The organism is Pseudactinotalea sp. (assembly GCF_048594945.1).
Lineage (GTDB): Bacteria > Actinomycetota > Actinomycetes > Actinomycetales > Beutenbergiaceae > Pseudactinotalea.
Window position 1 is genome coordinate 1 of record NZ_JBMDXJ010000518.1, and the last position, 19,381, is coordinate 19,381.

Here is a 19,381-nt window from a genome sequence, read left to right on the forward strand (position 1 = left end):
AAGGTCGACGGCGGCATGACCGCGAACGATGTCCTCATGCAGTTCCAGGCCGACATCCTCGGTGTGCCGGTGGTGCGTCCGGTCGTCGCCGAGACGACCGCCCTCGGCGCCGCGTACGCGGCCGGTCTCGCCGTCGGGTTCTGGTCGGGGCTGGACGACCTTTCCAAGAACTGGCAGGAGGACCGCCGCTGGGAGCCGCGCATGGACGAGGGCGACCGAGAGCGCCTGCTCCGCAACTGGAAGAAGGCCGTCACCAAGACCTTCGACGGGGTCGACGAGGACACGGAGGCGTGACCCCTCTCGGAGAGTGACCACGACGCCCCGTCGGCTCCGGCCGGCGGGGCGTCGTCGCGTCTCAGCCCTTCGCGGGCGCCTTGGACCTGCGTGCCGGGGTCGTGCGGGCGGGAGCCTTGGCAGGCGAGTGCTCGACGACGGAGCGCAGCTCGGTCTCGTGCGTCAGGTCGCGCGGGGCGAGTCTGACGAGCTGGGTGACGTGCTCGGGGCTGAGCTCCTCCAGGCTGGCCACACCGATGAGGCGCATGACGCGCTCGATCTCGCCGGTGAGGATCGTCAGCATCCGGTCCACGCCGGCCTGCCCGCCGGCCATGAGCCCGTACAGGTAGGCGCGGCCGACCATCGTGAAGCGGGCACCGAGGGCGACCGAGGCGACGACGTCGGCTCCGGACATGATGCCGGTGTCCAGGTGCACCTCGAGGTCGGAGCCGACCTCGCGCACGACCTCGGGCAGCAGGTGGAACGGCACCGGGGCGCGGTCGAGCTGGCGGCCGCCGTGGTTGGACAGCGTGATGCCGTCCACCCCGATGCCCGCGAGCCTGCGGGCGTCCTCGAGGTTCTGCACGCCCTTGACGACCACCTTGCCGTCCCAGTGCGAGCGGATCTCGGCGAGCGCCTCGTAGTCGATGCTGGGGTCGAACATCGCGTCGAGGATGTCGGCCACGGAGCCGTCGAACTTGGTGATCGAGGCGAACTCCAGCGGCTCGGTGGTGAGGTAGTTGATCCACCACTCCGGCCGCGGGATCGCGTCGATGATCGTCATCGGTGTCAGCTGCGGCGGGAAGGACATGCCGTTGCGCTTGTCACGGTGCCGGGCGCCGGCGACCGGTGTGTCCACCGTGACCAGCAGCGTGTCGTAGCCGGCGGCCTTCGCCCGTTCGACCAGATCCAGCGAGCGCTGCCGCTCCTTCATCATGTACAGCTGGAACCACAGCCGGCCACGCGGCGCAGCCTTGCGCACCTCCTCGATCGAGGTGGTGCCCAGCGTCGACAGCGCGAACGGCACGTCGAACTTCTGCGCCACCTGGGCACCGGCCCGCTCGCCGGCCGCGTGCATCAGTCGCGTGAAGCCCGTGGGAGCGATCCCCACCGGGTACGCCGAGGGTGCGCCGAGCACGTCCCAGGAGGTCGAGACGTTCGTGACGTCCTTGAGGATGCTCGGGTGGAACTCCACATCCTCGAACGCCTTGCGCGCCCGGGCCAGGCCTACCTCGTTCTCCGCCGCGCCGTCGGTGTAGTCGAACGGCCCCTTGGGGGTGCGGCGCTTCGCGATCCGGCGCAGATCCCAGATCGTCTGCGCCTTCGCCAGCCGCGTCGCCGCGAAGTCCAGGCTCGGTGCGCGGAAGTTGAGCTGCTCGCGCAGCACCGACAGGTTCGGGAGTCGTCGTTCCATGGCCTGCTCTCGTCACGTGATCGAGGCGATGGGTGCACCCTCGCCACACCCCACCCTAGTTCCTCGGTTTTACCGATTCAATCCGGCCACGTGTGGACTGGCCCTCTCGACGCCTTGCGGCGACGTCGTACCACCGGCGCGCTGACGGTCGAGGCGTGAGGCGGGCGGTGGTCGCGGCGGGCGCCAAGGCAACGCGTACCAACATATGGTCACAGAATCCCGCTATACGATACGGTCGATGTTCGTGACCGGGACGGTGTGCTGATGGGTGCAGTCCTGTCCTCCCTGGGCACGATGGCGGCGATCGTGGCCGTCGGGTGGTTGCTGGCGCGGCTGAAGGTGCTCGGCGACGGCGCACAGCTCGTCATTGCGAAGCTGGTGTTCATGGTGGCGACGCCGTCGCTGCTGTTCTCGACCATCGCCACCTCCGACCTGCACCTGCTGCTCACCCGGACGGCGCTCGTCACGGTCGCGAGCACCAGCGCGATGGCGCTGATCGCCGCGCTCGTGCTGCGCGTGGTGATGCGGCGCAACGCCGGCGAGACCACCATCGGCGCGCTCGCTTCCTCGTACGTCAATGCGGGGAACCTCGGACTGCCACTGTCGGTCTACATGCTCGGCAACCCCGTGGCCGTGGTCCCCACGCTGCTGTTCCAGCTGCTCGTGCTGGCACCCACAGCGTTCGTGGTGATGGAGTCGCGCGGCAGCGGCCGCGGCGGGCGCGCGCTGCTGATCGGATTGGGCCGGTCGCTGAAGAACCCGATCATCATCGCGGCACTGGCGGGTGTCCTGCTCGCGCTGCTGCCGCCGGCGCCGGACTGGCTGCTCAGCCCGTTCCAGCTGGTCGGGGCGGCTGCAGCACCCCTGGCGCTGATGATGCTCGGGATGACGCTCTCGAGCCCACAGACCTCCGGGTCGCGCGCACCGCTGCCGGATCTCGGGCTGATCGTGGCGCTGCGCACGGTGGTGCACCCGGTCCTCGCGTGGGGGCTGGGGAGTTGGCTCGGGCTGGAGGGGGTCGCGCTGTTCGGCGTCGTGGCTATGGCGGCGCTACCCACGGCGCAGAACGTCCTCGTGTACGCGATGCGGTACGGCAGCGGCCAGGCGATCGCACGCGACAGCCAGGTGGTGACCACGGTGCTGGCGGTCCCGGTCCTCATCGCGGTCGCCCTGATCTTCGGCTGACGGCGGCCCTTACCCGAGCAGCAGTCGCTCCGCGTTGGCCTCGGCCCACGCCAGATGTGCGGCGTTCTCCTCGAGGTAGCCGCCGGCCACCCACGTGCGCTGCGGCTCGAGCCCACGCGCCGCGAGGTCGATCACCTCCACCTCGGTACGTCGCTTGCGCTCGAGCATCAGGCGGACGGCGTCGGCCGCCGTGACGTCCGCACCGTAGGCGTCGAGGAAGCTCCGCACCCTGGCGGCGCGGTCGGGCGGAGCTGTGAAGCCGTGCCACCGGAGACTGTCCTCGTCGTTGCGCAGCGGGGCGAGGTAGTCGAGTGCGTACACCACGTCGTCGAGCGCTGGCCCCGGCCGGGCGAGATCCCAGTCGAAGAGTCCGACGGCGCGGCCCTCACGCCACGCCATGTTCCACGGACCCGGGTCTCCGTGCAGGATCGTCGCCGAGGTTCCGGGAAGCGCGGGGAATGCCCAGACGGCGTCCGGCGGGTTCTCGAAGGTCCGCCCGGCATCGTGGATCTGCCGCAGCAGCGTCGCAGCGGAGCGGAGCCCCTCGTCGGTGGCCTGCAGCGGCCACGCATCAGGCCCGGCGAGCCCCTCGACGAGGCGGACCACCTCGAGACCGCCGACACCGCCGTCGGGCATCTCCCGCAGCTCGCACGAGACCGGTTCGGGCACCTCCAGACCCTGGCCCCGCAGATGCCGCAGGAGCGCGTGCACCGTGGGGGTCCAGGCGTGTGCGGGCCGGCGCACGAGATCGCCCTCGATCTCGACGCGGCGTTCATTCATCGCTCGAGCATGACCTGATCGAGCCACGCGAACGCCTCGGTGCGCAGCTCGCCGGCGAGGCAATGGGGCAGGTCGGCCAGGACGCCTCGGTACTTCTCCGACGCCCCGGCCGCGGCGTACAGCCGGCCGATCTGCTCGTGCGCAGCCCGCATGCCGGCCTCGGAGAACAGCGAGTCGCGCAACCCGTAGCCGACGAACAGCGGTTGCGGTCGGGCCGCAGCCGCCACCGTGGGCCAGTCGGCGACTCGCCCGAGACCTGGGTTGTTGAGCATCCAGGTGTGGCTGTGGAGGTGGCCGTCGAGGAGCTCGTCGTAGGTCGACATCATCGAGGCGATCACCGTGGCGCGGACCTGCCCGGGTGCGGCGAGTGCTGTGACCGTGGCGGCGCGGGCCCCTCCCCCGGACATCCCGATGACACCCACCCCACCCGGCGCCACGCCGTCGAGCCGGTGGAGGAGGTCGACCGCGATGAGGTCCTCCCGGCCCACCACACCACCCCACGAGGTGCCCAGCACCCCGAGCGCCTTGGCCATCGCGTCCTCGAAGGGTCCCGCGTGGGCGTCGTAGACCTGGCTCACCGTGAGTGCGCGGCCCACGCGCTCGGCCTCCGCGAGCTGCAGCGCCGCCACCCCCTCGCTGCGGCCCGGCATGTCCTCGACCGGCGTGCGCCGCGAGCCCCAGCCGAACGCGTCGTGCACGAGCACCGCGTAGCCGGCGCGGGCGAGGTCGTTGGCGTAGGCGCGGCCGTCGTAGCACTCCTCACGGAACGCGACGACGTCCGGCTCGGGACCCTCGGGCCCGTCCGCGACCTTCTCCTTGCCGAAGAACTTCATGCCGCCGTGGCAGTGCAGCGCGACGATGCCCGGCAGCTCACCCGCCTCACCGGCGGGTCGCAGCAGCCACGCCTGCGTCGGCGCACCGAAGCCCACCTCCCAGGTGACCTCGACGCCGTCGATCCCGTCACGTTGCCAGGTGCGCCCGAGCACGGGGGTGACCGAGGACCACGGCGGTGGGTTGAGCACCTCCCGCAGCCGCGCGCTCACGTCCGCGCCGTCGTCGCCGATCGGGAATACCGGCCCGGTCGACCGCAGCAACGGCAGCAGGTCCGAGATCGCGCCGAGATCGGCGAGAGCACGGGTGGTGGACTCGGACATGGACTGCGCTCCGTCGTCGAGGTGATCCGCGGTGAACGCGACCCACTCTGCCAGCAGCACGTCACCGCCGTGCCCTCACGTCCACGTCGCGGATCGGCCCGGCGCCGCGAGGAGCGCTACCGAGCCGATGAGGTCAGCTCCGCGAGCACCCGGTACAGCCGCGCCGCGGCGGCACGATCGAACTCCGGACGATCGAGCGACATCGGCTTGCCACGCCGCGACGCGGTCAAGGGAACGCTCGGCACCGACGGACCGTCCAGGAACGGCTGGATCAACGCGGCCGCGTCGTCGGAGGACTGCGCGAAGAGGCGAGCCACGCCGTCGAGCGCCCGGCCTGCGAAACCGCCCACCTGCTGGCCGAGGCCCGAGTCCACGAACATCGGGTTGTACAACACGTAGCGTGCCGGGCTCGCGGGGTAGTGGTCGTGGAAACCGGCCCCTAGCAGCTCCGAGGCACGCGCCACCTGCGAGACCGCACCGAACGCCCGGTACGAGCGCGCCAGCGTCAGGTCGTACCACTGGATCCCGGCTCCGCCCAGCCCACCCACACCGCACACGCTGACGATCACGGCGCCACCGCTGAGGTGTGGCATCAGTGCATCGGTGAACAAGTAGCGGCTCACGGGATAGAGCGCGAAGGTGTGCTCCAGCCCGTCCGTCGTGAGCACACGGCGGCGGTTGAACCGGCCGGCGCCGAGAACCACGCGGTCGACCGCGGGAGCCCGAGCCGCCACCTCGGTCGCAGCAGCGAGGGTGCCGGCGATCGTGCTCAGGTCGGCGCGGACCAGCTCGGCACCGGCAGGTGCCGTCGGCGAGCGCCCCACGACGAGGACGCGGTGACCGGCTCTGGCGAGCCTGCCCGCCAGAGCCGCCCCGATGCCGTTGGTCCCGCCGGTGATCACAGTCGTTCCCATAACCTGAAGCCTGCGGCGAACGAGTGGCGGGCGAAAGAAGGAACATCGATGTCACTGATCGAGGTGCCGGTCACGGCCGAGGGCCGAGCGGAGTGCGGCGTGTCCGACGTGCTCGCACGTGTCGGGGAGCGCTGGAGCCTGCTGATCCTGAGCCTGGTCGCCGACCGTGCCTACGGCTTCAACGAGCTCGACCGTGCCGTGGAAGGGCTGAGCCGCAGGATCCTCACGCGCACGCTGCGCATGCTGGAGCGCGACGGGTTGGTGCAGCGCACGATCGTCGGGGCGGTCCATCACGGCGCGGCCGAGCGGGTGGAGTATGCGGCGACCCCGCTGGGCCGCAGCCTGCTCCCGCTGGTGGTCGCCGTGGGGCAGTGGGCACGCGACCACGAGGCCGACATCCAGCGCGCCCGAGCCGGATACTCAGGTCCGGCCGTGCACTAACGCTCAGCAGCGGTGCTGCCGCAACCAGACCAGCAGCGCACCTTCACGCTCGTGTGCCTGCGCTGCGGACCAGCGACCCAGCTCGCGCTCGTCGACCTGTTGGCCGTCGCGGAGGTAGACGACGCGATCGGCCCGCGCAGCGCTCGCGACCTCGTGGGTGACCATGACGATCGTGACGCCATCGGCGTGGATCTCGGACAGCACGTCCATCACCTCGGCCGACATGCTGCTGTTGAGCGCACCGGTGGGCTCGTCGGCGAACACGATCGCCGGCTCGCACGCCAGCGCGCGAGCGATCGAGGCGCGCTGCAGCTGGCCGCCCGAGACCTCGGTGATGCCATGGTCATGCACGTGCCCGATGCCGAAGCGCTCCATCAACACCTCGACCCGCGCGATCGCTGCATCCTGCGCTTGCGGTGCGGCCTTCAGCGCCGGCAGCAGGATGTTGTCGCGGATACTGAGGTTCGGCAGGAAGTACGCCCGCTGGAAGACGAAGCCCATCCGTGTCAGCCGCACCTGCGCCATCTCGGCGTCCGACAGGTCGGTGAGGTCGCGGCCCTCCAGCCGCACGGTCCCCGACGTCGGCCGGTCCATGCCGCTCAGGCTGTACAGCAGCGTGGACTTGCCGGAGCCGGAGGCGCCCATGACCACGAGGAACTCGCCAGGGCGAACCGCCAGATCGACGCCGTTGAGCACCTGCGTCGGCGGGTCGGTGGTGCTGAAGGCCTTGGTCACGCCCTTGCTCTCCAGGGTGAATGGCTGTTCGTGGCTCATCTCTCGGTCCTCTCAGGCTCGTAACCAGGTACTGGTGTCGTCGCCGCGCAGCCGTGCCGTGACCGCGACCGCCGTCAGCAGTGCCGCGGCGACCAGCGCGATCGGGCCGGCGATGGTCGTCACCGCGTTCGGTACCAGGGGCAGCCCTGCCACCCCCAGACCTGCCGCACTCAGCAGCCCGTTCACGAGCGGCCCGCCGAGCACCAGTGCGCTCGCGCTCCCGAGCAGTGCCCCCACGAGCGCGCCGGCCACGGTCTTGCCGCGCAGCTGGGCGAGGATCTCGGCGGCCGAGAAGCCGATCGCCGACAGCGTGCCCATCGACGGCCGATCACGCGCGATCCGCAGCCGCAGGAACATCGCGACGATCAGTGTGGCCACCCCGAGCCCGAAAGCCCACGCCAGCATCGCGGCACTGCGGAGTGCTCCGGTCATCTGCGCCATCGTCTGCGCGGTGAGCTCCGCCACCGGGAGCACCTCCGCGTGCGGGAACGCCTCCCCGTACTCGGCCGCGAGCGCCACTGGGTCCACCCCGTCCGCGGTCCCGACGACGAGCAGATAGCCGCTCGCGGCGGCTGTCGGGTCACCGGTCATCTTGGCGGTGTCGCCGCCGCTGGTCACGTCGGCATAGATCCCACTGACGACGACGGAGCGCACCTGGTCATCGATCCGCAGGTCGAGCTCGTCACCGGTCGTCACCTGGTATGTGTCAGCGTTGAGGATCGAGAGCGCGATCTCACCGCGCCCGGGAGCGCGGCCCTGCGTGTACCGCATCGTGGATGTGGAGTAATCGCCGACCTCGACGTGGATCGTCTGCCACCCGTGCGGACCCTGCACCTCGAGCAGCGTGCGAGCGAAGAGCTGGACGTCCACGAGCCGGTCGTCCCGCTGCAGCGCGGCGGCCATCTCGGCCTGACGCTCATCGAGGTCGTCGGCGTGCTGCAGGTCGATGACCAGGTCGGCCTCGGGCATCCCCATGGACGTCACGACGCTGGGACTGGACAGGGTGGTGAGCATGTGGGCGGGCAACGCCATCACCAAGGCGGCCAGGTAGAGCACGGCGGGGATGAGCAGCCACTGACGCGCTTCGGCACGCAGATCGAGCACAGCGAGCCTGCGGCTCACGCTCCGGCCGGGACCGGAGACCAGGTCGGAGCGCCGCACGCGTCGCGCCGCACGCTGGTTGCGGCGGGCGGTCTGCTTCGCATCGAGCAGGCTGCCGTGCACGAGGGCGTCCACGACCTGCACAGTGGCGACCCGCCTCAGCACGCGGCGGCAGCTCAGCACCACGACCGTCACCACGACACCGAGCGCCAGCAGCAGCACGGCCGCGGACCGCAGCCCGAATCCCGAGGCGGCGTAGCTGGCCTGCACGCCACGGGTCAGGAACGGCACCGTGACGACGGCGAGGGCGCCGCCGAGCACGCACCCCACCGCCGTCAGCACGACGTAGGAGGCCAGATACAGCCGAGAGATGTCCCGGTGCGGCAACCCGATCGCCTTCATGGCGCCGATCTGGCGGACGTCATCCTGCAGGCGCCCGCGGATCACGACGTGCAGGCTGAGCAGAGCGATGGCCACGAGCAGCAGCGCGACGCCCATCAGCGTGATCGCCGCGAGCCCATCACTGATCACGTTGAGGGTGCGGATCAGCGCGTAGGTGACGTCCTCACCGTTCATGGGCAGCGCCGGATCCGCGGCGTAAGCGGTCTGGAGGTCGGTCGCGAGCGCGGGGTCGGTCACGAGGTACTCGACGATGATCTCCGGGACGCCACCACCCGCGGCAACGAGCGCCTCGAAGTCGGCCGGCGAGACCACGAAGCGCGTCGCAGACGACATCGACGACGCCATCTGGGCGTCGCGAACTGTCCCGGCCACCGTGAGCTCGTGCTGACCCTGGAGCGTGATGACCGTGAGGACGTCACCGGCCTGCAGCCCGTCGCGCTCGGCGTACATCACCGGCACGTAGACCTCTCCGGCATCGGGATGTGGCGCACCGCCCTCGGCGTCGAGAAGGAAGTCGAACTCGGTGTTCTGTGTGACGAACAGGTTGTCGACGAGCGAGTCCGACAGGTCGCCCCGCTCGCCGGTTCCCCCGCGCTCCCAGGCGATCGCCCCGCCGTCGAACCCGATCATCTCCTCGATGAACCAGGCCTCGATCGCGGGATTCTCCTCGGCGAACGCCTCCAGGGCTGCGACGTCGTAGTCACCCTTGTGCATCTGCAGGAAGTGCGGGGGTTGCGCTTGCTCGAAGAGCTCGTCGACCGCCCCGACCAGCCGTTCCATCACCATCGCGCCGCTGGCCATCAGGCAGGCGCTGAGCGTGATCATGACGGCGATCGCGATCGTGACGCCGGGGTCACGTCGCAGATCGCTGCGCAGGTGGCGTCGCAGCATGCTGCGGGAACGGGGCATGCCGCTCAGCCTGGCGAGCGACGCTGCCTCGGCACATCGCAGGTATCCCCCGCCGGTCTCGGCGGTGACCACCGGTCGAGCCGGGGGCTGGGACGCTACCGCAGCATCTGAAGGATCAGGCGCGGGTCACGGGAATCAGGCCGGCCGCACGCAAGCCATCAGCGACCAGAGTGGCCACGAGCCTGGCACCCGCGCTCGACAGGTGCGTGTCGTCCTGCTCCCCCTCCGGAAAGCCTGCGTACTCCCCCGGCTGCAGCCACAGGAACGAGTCCTTGCTGCCCTCGGCACCCTGCTGCTGCCACAGCGCGCGGGTCTGCACGGTCAGGTCGATCAGCGGCACGCCCTCCTCCACGGCCAGGTCCCGCACCTGCTGCGGGTATCCGCCGTGCGTCGAGACCGCCCGCCCCGCCTCGTCAAAGCGGCGGCGCTCGATCGAGGTGAGCAGCACCGGGGTCGCGCCGCGAGCGCGCGCGCCCAGCAGGTAGCGCCGCAGCATCGGCGCGTACTCGCGGAACAGGTTCGTGTGCCGCTCGTCCTCCTTGGTGTCGTTGTGCCCGAACTGGATCAGCAGCAGGTCGTGCGGCTGCAGCTGCTCGAGCACGTGGTCGAGGATTCCCCGCTCGATGAAGCTGCGCGAGCTTGCGCCGGAGACCGCGTGGTTGTGCACGGGCCGCCCGACGGCGTCCGGGAGCCGTTGGCCCCAGCCCTCACGGGGCGCCTGGGTCGCCTCGTATGTCGACGCCGTGGAGTCACCGACCACGTGGATCTCACCGTCGCGCGCCGGCCAGCCGTGCCAGCCCTCGAGCCAGTCCTGCGCACTCGGAGCCTCGGTCGCCTGGGGCCGATCGGCTCCCGTCGCGGCCCCGAGACCACGATTGCCCTGCTCGGCGAACCGCGCCTCGCGCCAGCCGAAGCCACCCATATCCGACCACGCGTCGGTCGCGACGTGCTCGCCCAGGTCGCACCCGACGAACCACGCCTGACCGAGCGCGTCGGCCTTGCCTCCGGGATGCCACGGCCGACCGAGCCGGACAGACCCGGCCGGCACACCGCCGTCGGCCGTCAACGAGCAGTTCAGGAACAGGAACCCGCGCGGGTTCTCCCGCGCGGTCGAGGGGGCCGCGACATAGCCCGGGCCGATACTGCGGATCTCGCACCGTTGGAGAACCGCGGTGGCGCGCCCGTAGACGAAGTCGACGTCACCTTCGATCACGCAGTCATGCACGTGGACGCGACTGACCGAGGCGTACCCGGGCGAGTCCAGCAGCGCAGTGTCCTGGCGGGCCTTCAGATAGCAATCCTTCACCACCACCCGGTCGCCACGGCTGCGCAACGCGAGAGCCTGCTGGTTTGCCTTCTTCGGGTAGAGCCGCTTGTCGAAGCTGTTCTCGATGGTGATGCCGCTGATGGTGACGTCATCGGCGTCCACGGTGAGGGTTGCGCAGTCCTGCGTGATCTCCATCCCCGTGCGGTCACGGTCGCCCTGAGAGAGTCCGAACGTGAGCAGCACGTCGGCAGCGCGGCCGGTCTCGGATCGGATCTCCAGCGGCTGCGCACGCAGCGCGATCACCACGTGCTCGACGTAGGTTCCCGAGGCAAGGACGATCTCCGTCACGGCCGGGTCGGCGAGCGCAAGCGACAGACTGGGCACGAGGTCGGCGTCGTCACCGACGCGGGCGAGGGTCACTCGACCCAGCGTAAGCGCTCCCAGGGCCTGCGGCCGAACCATGGTGATTTAGCCCCTGTGGAAGGATGGAACCGCTTGCACCGACGCAGCACCTGCAGGAGGCGCTCATGAACAGTCAACGTCACGCGACGATCGGTGACGTCGCCAAGCTCGCAGGCGTGTCGGTAGCCACCGTCTCACGCGTGATGAATGCGCACCCCGCGGTCAAGCCCGAGACGATCGAGCGTGTGCGTGCGGCTGCAGCGCAACTCGACTACGTGCCGAGCAACGCTGCACGCTCACTCTCGCTTGGCCGCACTCACACGGTGGCGCTGCTGATGCCCGACTTGTCCAACCCGATGTTCCAGCAGGTGCTGCGGGGAGCGAACCGGGCTGCCGCGGCGGCCGGCTACCGACTGCTGGTCACCGACAGCGTGGAGGACCCGGGGGCCGAGGCTGACCTGGCGATCGAGGCGCGCCGCCGCTGCGATGCCCTGATCCTGTGCTCGCCCCGGATGTCTCCGCGCGACCTGCGGCGGGTGCTGTCGGCGACCGAACCGGTGGTGCTGATCAACCGTGAGGCCGAGGCGGGCGGCGTGCCCTCGCTCGTGGTCGACTACGCCGAGGGTGTGCGGATCCTGATGCGGCGCCTCATGCGGCACGGACACAGGTCGTTCGTGTACCTGGCCGGGCCGCCGAGCAGCATCCCCAACACCGAGCGCGTGCAGGCACTCCGTGCCCTCGCCCGCGAGCACGACGATGTGACCCTCACCGTGCTCCCGTGCGGCGGCGCGATCGAGGATGGCTACGCCGCCCTCGGCCCGGTGCTCGAATCGGGGGCGACGGCGGTGCTCACCTGCAACGACGTCGTCGCCTTCGGGCTGCTGGGCAAGCTCAACGAGGCGGGCGTCGCGGTCCCGGGCGACATCTCGGTCGCCGGGTATGACGACATCCCGTTCTCGCGCTACGCCACTCCCCCGATCACCACCGTGAGCGTTCCCAAGGAGGAATTGGGGCGACATGCGTGGGAGGAGGTCGAGCGGCTGCTCAGCGGTGACGAGCGCAGTTCCATGCTGCGGTTCCCGCCGCGGCTGGTCGAACGCGGCAGCACCGGGCCGGTGCCGCGCGAGCACGTGCCGCCGGCGATCACCGAGGTGGTCAATCCGGCGTTGGCCTGGCACCGCGATGACGACGACGTCGCGGTCGACCTCAGCGTGGACGGCGCGCTGCTCGCCCGCTACGAGCGCCGGCCCGTGATGCCGGACGTCTACTCGCCGCGACCCTACCTGCACCCGCTCTACACGCTCTCGGGGGCGGTGCTGACCGATGCTGGCGCTCCGCTGCACCGCCACCAGCACGGCATCTCGGTAGCACTGCCGGATGTGAACGGCATCTCCTACTGGGGTGGCCGCACCTACGTGGAGGCCAGCGGGCCGACGCTGCTGGCGAATCACGGCACCCAGATGTCGGTGAAGCTCAGCAGCGCGGGCGAGCAGATGGAGGAGGAGCTCACCTGGCACGGTCCCGATGGCACCCACCAGTTGAGCGAGCAGCGCACCATCACGGCCGCGCTACGCGAGGACCGCACCGGGTGGGAGCTGCGATGGCGCAGCGCCCTCACCGCCGACGAGCGCACGATCACGATCACGAGCCCCGCCGGCTCGGGCCGCCCGGATGCCCGCTACGGCGGCATCTTCTGGCGATTTCCTCAGGTGGAGGGTGTCTCGATGTTCACGGCCGACGGCGAGGGGTCGCCTCACGGGTCACGCTCACCCTGGGTGGCGCTGGTGCACGGTGATGCGTCGCGACCGTGGACCGTGGTGCTGCGCCAGCACGGGCCGGCCCTGGTGCCCTGGCACGCCCGGACCGATGACTATCTCGCCCTGTGCCCCGCGATCGCGTGGGACGCCCCGGTGCGCATCGCCCGAGGCGAGACCTACGAGATCGGGCTCGACGCCGTCGTGCTCGACGAAGCCCTGACCACCCCATCGATCGAGGAGATCACCCGTGCCTGGCGTTGATCCAGACATTCCCACCTACACCAACCCGATCCTCGATGCCGACTGGCCGGACCCTGACGTGGTGCGTCTCGGCGACCAGTTCGTGCTGGTCGCCTCGAGCTTCAACCGGGCGCCGGGGCTGCCGGTGCTGACCTCGCCCGACCTGGTGCGGTGGACGCACGCGGGCAACGCGCTGCCTGCGAACGTGCCGGCCGAGCACTTCGCGCTGCCGCGGCACGGGGGCGGCGTGTGGGCGCCGTCGATCAGGGAGCGCGGCGGGCGGCTCGTGATCGTCTACCCCGACCCCGATCACGGCATCTACACGCTGTGGGCCGACCGGCCGGAGGGTCCGTGGTCGCAGCCGCACCTGCTGCTGCAGGGCCAGGGGCTGATCGACCCGTGCCCGCTGTGGGACGACGACGGCCGCGCCTACCTGGTCTTCGGCTGGGCCAACTCGCGCGCAGGCATCAAGAACCGGCTCACGATGATCGAGGTCGACGAGAGCCTGACCTGCCCGCTCGGCGCCGGCCGCCTGGTGATCGACGCCGACGACCTGTCGGGCTACACCACGCTCGAGGGTCCCAAGCTCTACAAGCGCGACGGCTGGTACTGGATCTTCGCGCCCGCCGGTGGTGTGGCGACCGGGTGGCAGTCGGTGTTCCGGTCGCGCTCGATCTGGGGCCCGTACGAGGACCGGATCGTGCTCGCCCAGGGCAGCACCGACGTCAACGGCCCGCATCAGGGCGCGTGGATCACCGACGCCGCCGGCGACGACTGGTTCGTGCACTTCCAGGATCGCGGTATGTACGGCCGGGTGGCGCACCTGCAGCCGATGGCGTGGGGCGAGGATGGCTGGCCCACCATGGGCACGCCCGGCGCCGACGGCGTGGGCGAGCCCGTGCGCACCCACCGCCGCCCCGCGACCGCCCGCCCCGATCCGGATGCAGCCGCCGACCCGATTCCACCAAGCCCGGTCGCCGACGATTTCACCGCTGATTCGCTTACTCCCGCCTGGCACTGGCAGGGCAACCCCGAGCCGGGCTGGCACCAGACCGGTGACGGCAGGCTGGGGCTCGCCCACCTGCCGAACGACCGCGGCGACCTGCGCGACCTCCCGCAGGTCCTCGGGCAGCTGCTGCCCGGGTGGCCGGTCACGGTCGAGGTCTCACTCACGCTCGACAGCAAGTCGCAGGGTGCTCGCGCCGGCCTGACCGTGTTGGGACTGCGCTACAGCTGGGTCGGGGTGCAGCGCACCGCGACCGGCCTCGAGCTGGTTGCCGCGCTCGGCGACGACCGCCAGCGCGAGACCGAGGTGAGCCGACTGCCCGTGGCGAGCTCCGCCGTCGCCCTTCGCCTGAGCAGCCCCGCCGATGGCACCGTGCACTACGACTGGCGCGCCGACGGCGGCGACTGGCAGCCGCTCCTCGACGCGAAGGTGACCGAGGGCCACTGGATCGGCGCTGAGATCGGCCTCTTCGCAGCTGCCCCCGAGGGCACCGCTGCCGACGAGTGGTCTTGGATCACCCGCTTCGCCGTCACCCCCTAACCGCTTTCAACGACGTTTCGACCCCCTAGCCGGTCAGAACGTCGTTGAAAGCGTGCCTGGCTCGAGCGTGAGGCGTGTCTCGGTCGACCCGTACCGGATCGTGCGTTCGCAGGCCCGCTCTGCGGTGATGGTCGCCCCGGTCAGCTCGCCGCCCGCCCAGGTCAGGTCCAGCGTGCACGGCCCAGGCGTGCGGACTCCGCGCAGCCGCCCGCTCGGCCAGGCGCTCGGGAGTGCGGGGAGCAGGTGGATCTCCTCGCCGTCGGCCTGCACGAGCATCTCGAGGATGGCGGCGGCACCGCCGAAGTTGCCGTCGATCTGGAACGGCGGGTGAGAGTCGAGCAGGTTCGGGTAGGTGCGCTGGGTGTCGAGCAGCAGCCGCAGCACCTGGTGGGCGTGGTCGCCGTCGCGCAGCCGCGCCCACAGAGCGATCCGCCACGCTGTGGCCCAGCCGGTGGACTCATCGCCCCGGTCGAGCAACGTCTGCTGGGCAGCCGCCGCAAGCTCGGGCGTCCGCTCGAGCGAGATCTGCCGGCTCGGGTACAGCCCGTACAGGTGTGACACGTGCCGGTGCTGCTGCTCGGGCGCCGCCGCGTCCCAGTCCTGCTGCCACTCCTGCAGCTGCCCGTGTGAGCCGACCTGGCTCATCGGCAGCCGCTGCGCCGCCGCCACGATCTCGCCCACCAGCTCAGCGTCCACACCGAGCAGCCCGGCCGCCTCCGACGCCGCCCCGAACAGGTCCCGCAGAATCTGCGCGTCCATGATCGGCCCGGCCACCAGCGAGGTGCCGTGCTGATGCTCGTTCTCCGGCGAGATCGACGGCGAGGTCACCAACGCACCCGTCACCGCGTCCACCACGAGCGTGTCGAGGAAGAACTCGCACGCACCGCGCAGCAGCGGGTAGATCGAGGCGAGGTACTCGGCATCGGGCGCGTAGCGGTAGCGCTGCCACAGGTGCAGCACCAGCCACGCCCCGCCGGTGGGCCACAGCCCCCAGCGGGCGCCGTCGATCGGCGCGGTCGCGCGCCACAGGTCGGTGTTGTGGTGGCACACCCAGCCGCGCGCCCCGTACATCTCGCGCGCGGTCCGCTCACCCGAGACCGCGACCTCCCGCACCAGCCGGTCCAGGGGTTCCACGAGCTCCGGCAGCGCCGCGATCTCGGCCGGCCAGTAGTTCATCTCGGTGTTGATGTTGACCGTGTACTTGCTCCCCCACGGCGGGTCCGTGTGCGGGTTCCAGATCCCCTGCAGGTTCGCCGGCTGCGTCCCGGGCCGCGACGAGCAGATCAGCAGGTACCGCGCATAGTCCAGGTACAGCGCCGCGAGTGCGGGATCGTCGGTGGTCTCGTTGCGGCGCAGCCGCTCGTCGGTCGGGAGATCGGGGCTCTCGCCCAGGTCGAGCGAGAGCCGGTCGAACAGGTCGCCGTGCGCCGCGGCGGTGCCCGCCGCCATCTGGTCGAACGAGCGCCCGACGGCGCTGCTCACCTGAGCGCTGGTGATCTCACCCGGGTGCCCGGTCAGGTCGTCCGGGCCCACGTAGGAGGTGGCGATCGCGATGAGCAGGGTGACCTCGTCGGCCCCCTCGAGCACCAGCGCGTCGCCCTCGGCGCGCACGATCCCGCCGGCGGTCACCGCTCGTACCCGCGCCACCAAGGTGAGGGCGCCGGGCGTATCGGCGTGCGGATCGTTGCGCCCGGTCAGCACGATCTCGCTGCCCTCGGCAGCGACCTCGGTCTGCTGCAACGGCGAGGTGAACCGCAGCCGTGCCGAGACGGCACCGGTCTGGGAGGCGGCGAGGTGCACCGCGATCACCTGGTCCTCGGGAGAGGCGACGACCCGGCGCCGGTGCGTCACGCCGTCGGCCGTCACCTCGGAGGCGACCAGCGCGGTGGCGAGGTCGAGAGACCGGCGCACCGGGGCGCCGTCGGGCACTCCCTCGAACTCGATGACGAGCTCACCGACGGTCGAGTACGGCGCCTGCTTCAACGGCCGCGCCATCACGTCGCGGTCGGCGAGTGCGTCGGCCTCGGCGTAGCGGCCCTGCGCCACGAGTGCCCGCACGCGCGGCAGCGCCTCGGCGGCAGCAGGGTTGATCGGGTCGTACGGGCCGCCCGACCAGAGCGTGTCCTCGTTCAACTGGAGCCGTTCGGTCGCCACGCCGCCGTAGACCATCGCGCCGAGCCGCCCGTTGCCGACCGGTAGCGCCTCGGTCCACTCGGCGGCGGGCTGGTCGTAGCGGAGCAGGTGCTCGGTCATCGGGTGAGAAAGAGCTGCGACGCTTCGGCGTAGCGCTCACGGAGCCCGACGGCGGGGGCCTCGACCTCGTAGGTCGTGGTCGCCTCGAGCTCCCACGTGGGTGCCTCGTCCGCACCCGAGAGCACCCAGGCGGCCTGGCGGGCGGCGCCGTCGGCGACGTACTCGCCCGGGTTCGGCACCACGACCGGCATCCCGAGCACGCTCGGCGCGATCCGCCGCACCGCCTCGGACTGGGCCGCGCCGCCGATGAGGATGATCCGGCGGGCCGCGACACCCTGGGCGACCAGCGCGTCCATCGCGTACGCGAGCGAGCACAGCACGCCCTCGACGGCGGCCCTCGCCAGGTTCGCCGGCGTGGTGTTGGCGAGGCGCACGCCGTGGAGCGAGCCGGTGGCGTCGGGCAGGTTGGGGGTGCGCTCACCTTCGAGGTAGGGCACGAGCACGAGCCCTTCGGCCCCCGGAGGCGCCGAGAGCGCGAGCTCGGCGAGCTCGGCGTGACCGACACCGAGGAGCCGCCCCACGGCGTCGAACGTACGTGAGCCGTTGATCGTGGCGAGCAGCGGCAGGTAGCGACCGGTGGCGTCGGAGAAGCCGGCCACGAGGCCACTCACGTCACGGACGGGCGTGTCCGAGACCGCCGTGACCACTCCCGAGGTGCCGATCGAGACCATCACGTCACCGGGCCGCGCGCCGAGCCCGAGCGCAGCGCCGGCGTTGTCGCCGGCACCGGGACCGATCACGAGGTCGTTCGGGCCGGACCGTGCCTGCTCGCCGGGGCCGATGACCGCAGGCAGGCCCACCCGGCGGCCGAATCCTCGCTCGAGAAGGTCGAACCGATAGCTGTTGCTCCCGCCGTCGAAGTAGCCGGTTCCCGAGGCGTCCGAGCGATCGGTGACGAGGCGCTGCGGACCATCCGCACCGTGTCCATCCTTCGTGGGCCCGTCGCCGGCGATCCGCCACGTGAGCCAGTCGTGGGGCAGCGCGACCGCCGCGACCCGTTCGGCATTGTGGGGTTCGTTCTCGGCGAGCCACCGCAGCTTGGTGATCGTGAAGGACGCGACCGGCACGATCCCGACGGCGTCGGCCCACGCCTTCTCACCCGAACCCGGCGTCCCGTCCCCCAGCTCCTCGATGAGGTCAGCTGCAGCCTTCGCGGAACGGGTGTCGTTCCAGAGCAGCGCATCCCGCACCACGGCGCCCTCGCTGTCGAGGGCGACCATCCCGTGCTGCTGGCCACCGACCGACAGCGCGGCGACGTCGTCGAGCCCGCCCGCCCGGTCGCGCGCCTCCTCGCAGGCGCGCCACCAGGCGGCGGGGTCGACCTCGGTGCCGTCGGGGTGCTTCGCGCTCCCCGACCGCACCAGCTGCCCGGTCCCCGAGTCCCGGACGACGACCTTGCAGGACTGCGTCGAGGTGTCGACGCCGGCGACCAGAGGCATGAGGACGTGTCTAGCCGATCAGGTGCGCGAGTGCGAGCTGGTTCAGCTGGACGAAGTGGTACTCGCGGCGGCCCGCGGCGTCGGCGTCGAAGTCCTCGAAGGCGCTGCGGTCGGCGAGCAGGTCGGCCAGCGTCTCGCCCGCGCCGAGCGTCGGCTGCGCGAGCTCGAGCACGCCGCTGGCCTCGAACGCCTCCTGCACGCGCGGGTCGGCGCGGTAGGCCTTCGCCTTCTCGGCGAGCAGGAGGTACGTCTCCATGTTGGCGCTCGCCGACTCCCACACGCCCGCGATGCCCTCGGTGCGCGACGGCTTGTAGTCGAAGTGGCGCGGACCGTCGTAGACCGGGCCGCCGCCGGGGAAGCCGTTCTCGAGCAGGTCGACGGTGAAGAACGCGGAGATCAGGTCGCCGTGCCCGAACGCGAGGTCCTGGTCGTACTTGAGCCCGCGCTGACCGTTCAGGTCGATGTGGAAGAGCTTGTCGCTCCACAGCGCCTGGCCGATGCCGGTGGTGAAGTTCAGCCCCGCCATCTGCTCGTGGCCCACCTCGGGGTTGAGGCCCACGATGTCGCCGTGCTCGAGCTGGGCGATGAAGCCGAGCCCGTGCCCGACGGTCGGCAGCAGGATGTCGCCGCGGGGCTCGTTCGGCTTCGGCTCGAGCGCGATCCGCAGCCCGTAGCCCTTCTCCTTGATGTAGGCCGCGGCCGTGTCGACCGCCTCGCGGTACCGGTCGAGCGCGGCGTGGGTGGCCTTGACGCCGTCGTACACGGACCCCTCGCCACCGCCCCACATGACGAACGAGCACCCGCCCACCTCGGCGGCCAGGTCGATGTTGCGGAGCACCTTCCGCAGCGCGAACCGGCGCACCCCGCGGTCGTTGGACGTGAAGCCGCCGTCCTTGAAGACCGGGTGGCTGAAGAGGTTCGTCGTCACCATCTCGATGACGAGGCCGACGTCGTCCGTCGCCTTCTTGAAGTCGGTGAAGATCTTCTCGCGCGTGGCGTCGTCGGAGCCGAACGGCACCACGTCGTCGTCGTGGAACGTCACGCCCCACGCGCCGAGCTCGGCGAGGGTGGTCGCGTACTCGCGGGGGTCGAGCGCCTCGCGGGTCGGGCTGCCGAACTGGTCGTTCGCG

At 71.0% G+C, this 19,381-nt stretch carries 15 protein-coding genes; 5 read left to right on the forward strand and 10 right to left on the reverse strand.

Features of this window, described 5'->3' with window-relative positions; all coding sequences use genetic code 11:
* Nucleotides 1-294: FGGY-family carbohydrate kinase (locus tag ACOJSN_RS23380; RefSeq protein ID WP_420114887.1), on the forward strand; the 294-nt coding region annotated here is incomplete at its 5' end.
* A gap of 61 nt (nt 295-355) precedes the next feature.
* Here the strand turns inward: ACOJSN_RS23380 and ACOJSN_RS23385 are convergent.
* Entirely contained in the window at nt 356-1,687 is a 1,332-nt protein-coding gene (locus ACOJSN_RS23385) for an alpha-hydroxy acid oxidase (RefSeq protein ID WP_420114888.1), read from the reverse strand.
* Between the two features lie 264 nt (nt 1,688-1,951).
* Between ACOJSN_RS23385 and ACOJSN_RS23390 the strand changes: the two genes are divergently transcribed.
* Nucleotides 1,952-2,872 (forward strand): AEC family transporter, encoded by a 921-nt coding sequence (locus tag ACOJSN_RS23390; RefSeq protein ID WP_420114889.1) that lies wholly within the window; start codon nt 1,952-1,954, stop codon nt 2,870-2,872.
* Nucleotides 2,873-2,881: 9 nt separating this feature from the next.
* Here ACOJSN_RS23390 and ACOJSN_RS23395 read toward each other — a convergent pair whose 3' ends face one another.
* From ACOJSN_RS23395 to ACOJSN_RS23405, 3 genes are all read right to left on the reverse strand, one after another.
* Nucleotides 2,882-3,652, reverse strand: coding sequence for a phosphotransferase (locus ACOJSN_RS23395; protein ID WP_420114890.1), 771 nt, complete (start codon nt 3,650-3,652; stop codon nt 2,882-2,884).
* Nucleotides 3,649-4,806, reverse strand: coding sequence for an acetylesterase (locus ACOJSN_RS23400; protein ID WP_420114891.1), 1,158 nt, complete (start codon nt 4,804-4,806; stop codon nt 3,649-3,651). The genes ACOJSN_RS23395 and ACOJSN_RS23400 overlap by 4 nt, the downstream gene beginning before the upstream one ends.
* 116 nt (nt 4,807-4,922) lie before the next feature.
* Nucleotides 4,923-5,720, reverse strand: coding sequence for an SDR family NAD(P)-dependent oxidoreductase (locus ACOJSN_RS23405; RefSeq protein WP_420114892.1), 798 nt, complete (start codon nt 5,718-5,720; stop codon nt 4,923-4,925).
* 48 nt (nt 5,721-5,768) lie between these two features.
* Here ACOJSN_RS23405 and ACOJSN_RS23410 point away from each other — a divergent pair, with 48 nt between their 5' ends.
* A complete protein-coding gene (locus ACOJSN_RS23410) occupies nt 5,769-6,161 on the forward strand; it encodes a winged helix-turn-helix transcriptional regulator (protein WP_420114893.1) in 393 nt (130 codons plus the stop codon).
* Nucleotides 6,162-6,164: 3 nt separating this feature from the next.
* Here ACOJSN_RS23410 and ACOJSN_RS23415 read toward each other — a convergent pair whose 3' ends face one another.
* The 3 genes from ACOJSN_RS23415 to ACOJSN_RS23425 all read right to left on the reverse strand — a co-directional run bounded on the left by ACOJSN_RS23415 (nt 6,165) and on the right by ACOJSN_RS23425 (nt 11,034).
* Nucleotides 6,165-6,935 (reverse strand): ABC transporter ATP-binding protein, encoded by a 771-nt coding sequence (locus ACOJSN_RS23415; RefSeq protein WP_420114894.1) that lies wholly within the window; start codon nt 6,933-6,935, stop codon nt 6,165-6,167.
* A gap of 12 nt (nt 6,936-6,947) precedes the next feature.
* Nucleotides 6,948-9,347 (reverse strand): FtsX-like permease family protein, encoded by a 2,400-nt coding sequence (locus ACOJSN_RS23420; RefSeq protein WP_420114895.1) that lies wholly within the window; start codon nt 9,345-9,347, stop codon nt 6,948-6,950.
* A gap of 115 nt (nt 9,348-9,462) precedes the next feature.
* Nucleotides 9,463-11,034: a pectinesterase family protein gene (locus tag ACOJSN_RS23425; RefSeq protein WP_420114896.1), complete on the reverse strand. Its 1,572-nt coding sequence runs from the start codon at nt 11,032-11,034 to the stop codon at nt 9,463-9,465.
* Between the two features lie 107 nt (nt 11,035-11,141).
* On the opposite strand from ACOJSN_RS23425, the gene ACOJSN_RS23430 reads away from it, so the two are divergent.
* Complete coding sequence (locus ACOJSN_RS23430) at nt 11,142-13,034, forward strand: DUF6807 family protein (RefSeq protein ID WP_420114897.1); 1,893 nt, start codon at nt 11,142-11,144, stop codon at nt 13,032-13,034.
* Nucleotides 13,021-14,559, forward strand: a complete 1,539-nt coding sequence (locus ACOJSN_RS23435) for a family 43 glycosylhydrolase (protein WP_420114898.1) — start codon at nt 13,021-13,023, stop codon at nt 14,557-14,559. The genes ACOJSN_RS23430 and ACOJSN_RS23435 overlap by 14 nt, the downstream gene beginning before the upstream one ends.
* A gap of 33 nt (nt 14,560-14,592) precedes the next feature.
* On the opposite strand, the gene ACOJSN_RS23440 is transcribed toward ACOJSN_RS23435, so the two are convergent.
* From ACOJSN_RS23440 to xylA, 3 genes are all read right to left on the reverse strand, one after another.
* Nucleotides 14,593-16,812, reverse strand: coding sequence for a glycosyl hydrolase family 95 catalytic domain-containing protein (locus ACOJSN_RS23440; protein WP_420114899.1), 2,220 nt, complete (start codon nt 16,810-16,812; stop codon nt 14,593-14,595).
* Nucleotides 16,809-18,251, reverse strand: a complete 1,443-nt coding sequence (locus ACOJSN_RS23445; protein ID WP_420114900.1) for a xylulokinase — start codon at nt 18,249-18,251, stop codon at nt 16,809-16,811. The genes ACOJSN_RS23440 and ACOJSN_RS23445 overlap by 4 nt, the downstream gene beginning before the upstream one ends.
* A 10-nt stretch (nt 18,252-18,261) precedes the next feature.
* A partial coding sequence (xylA, locus tag ACOJSN_RS23450; RefSeq protein WP_420114901.1) for a xylose isomerase occupies nt 18,262-19,381 on the reverse strand: 1,120 nt, incomplete at its 5' end.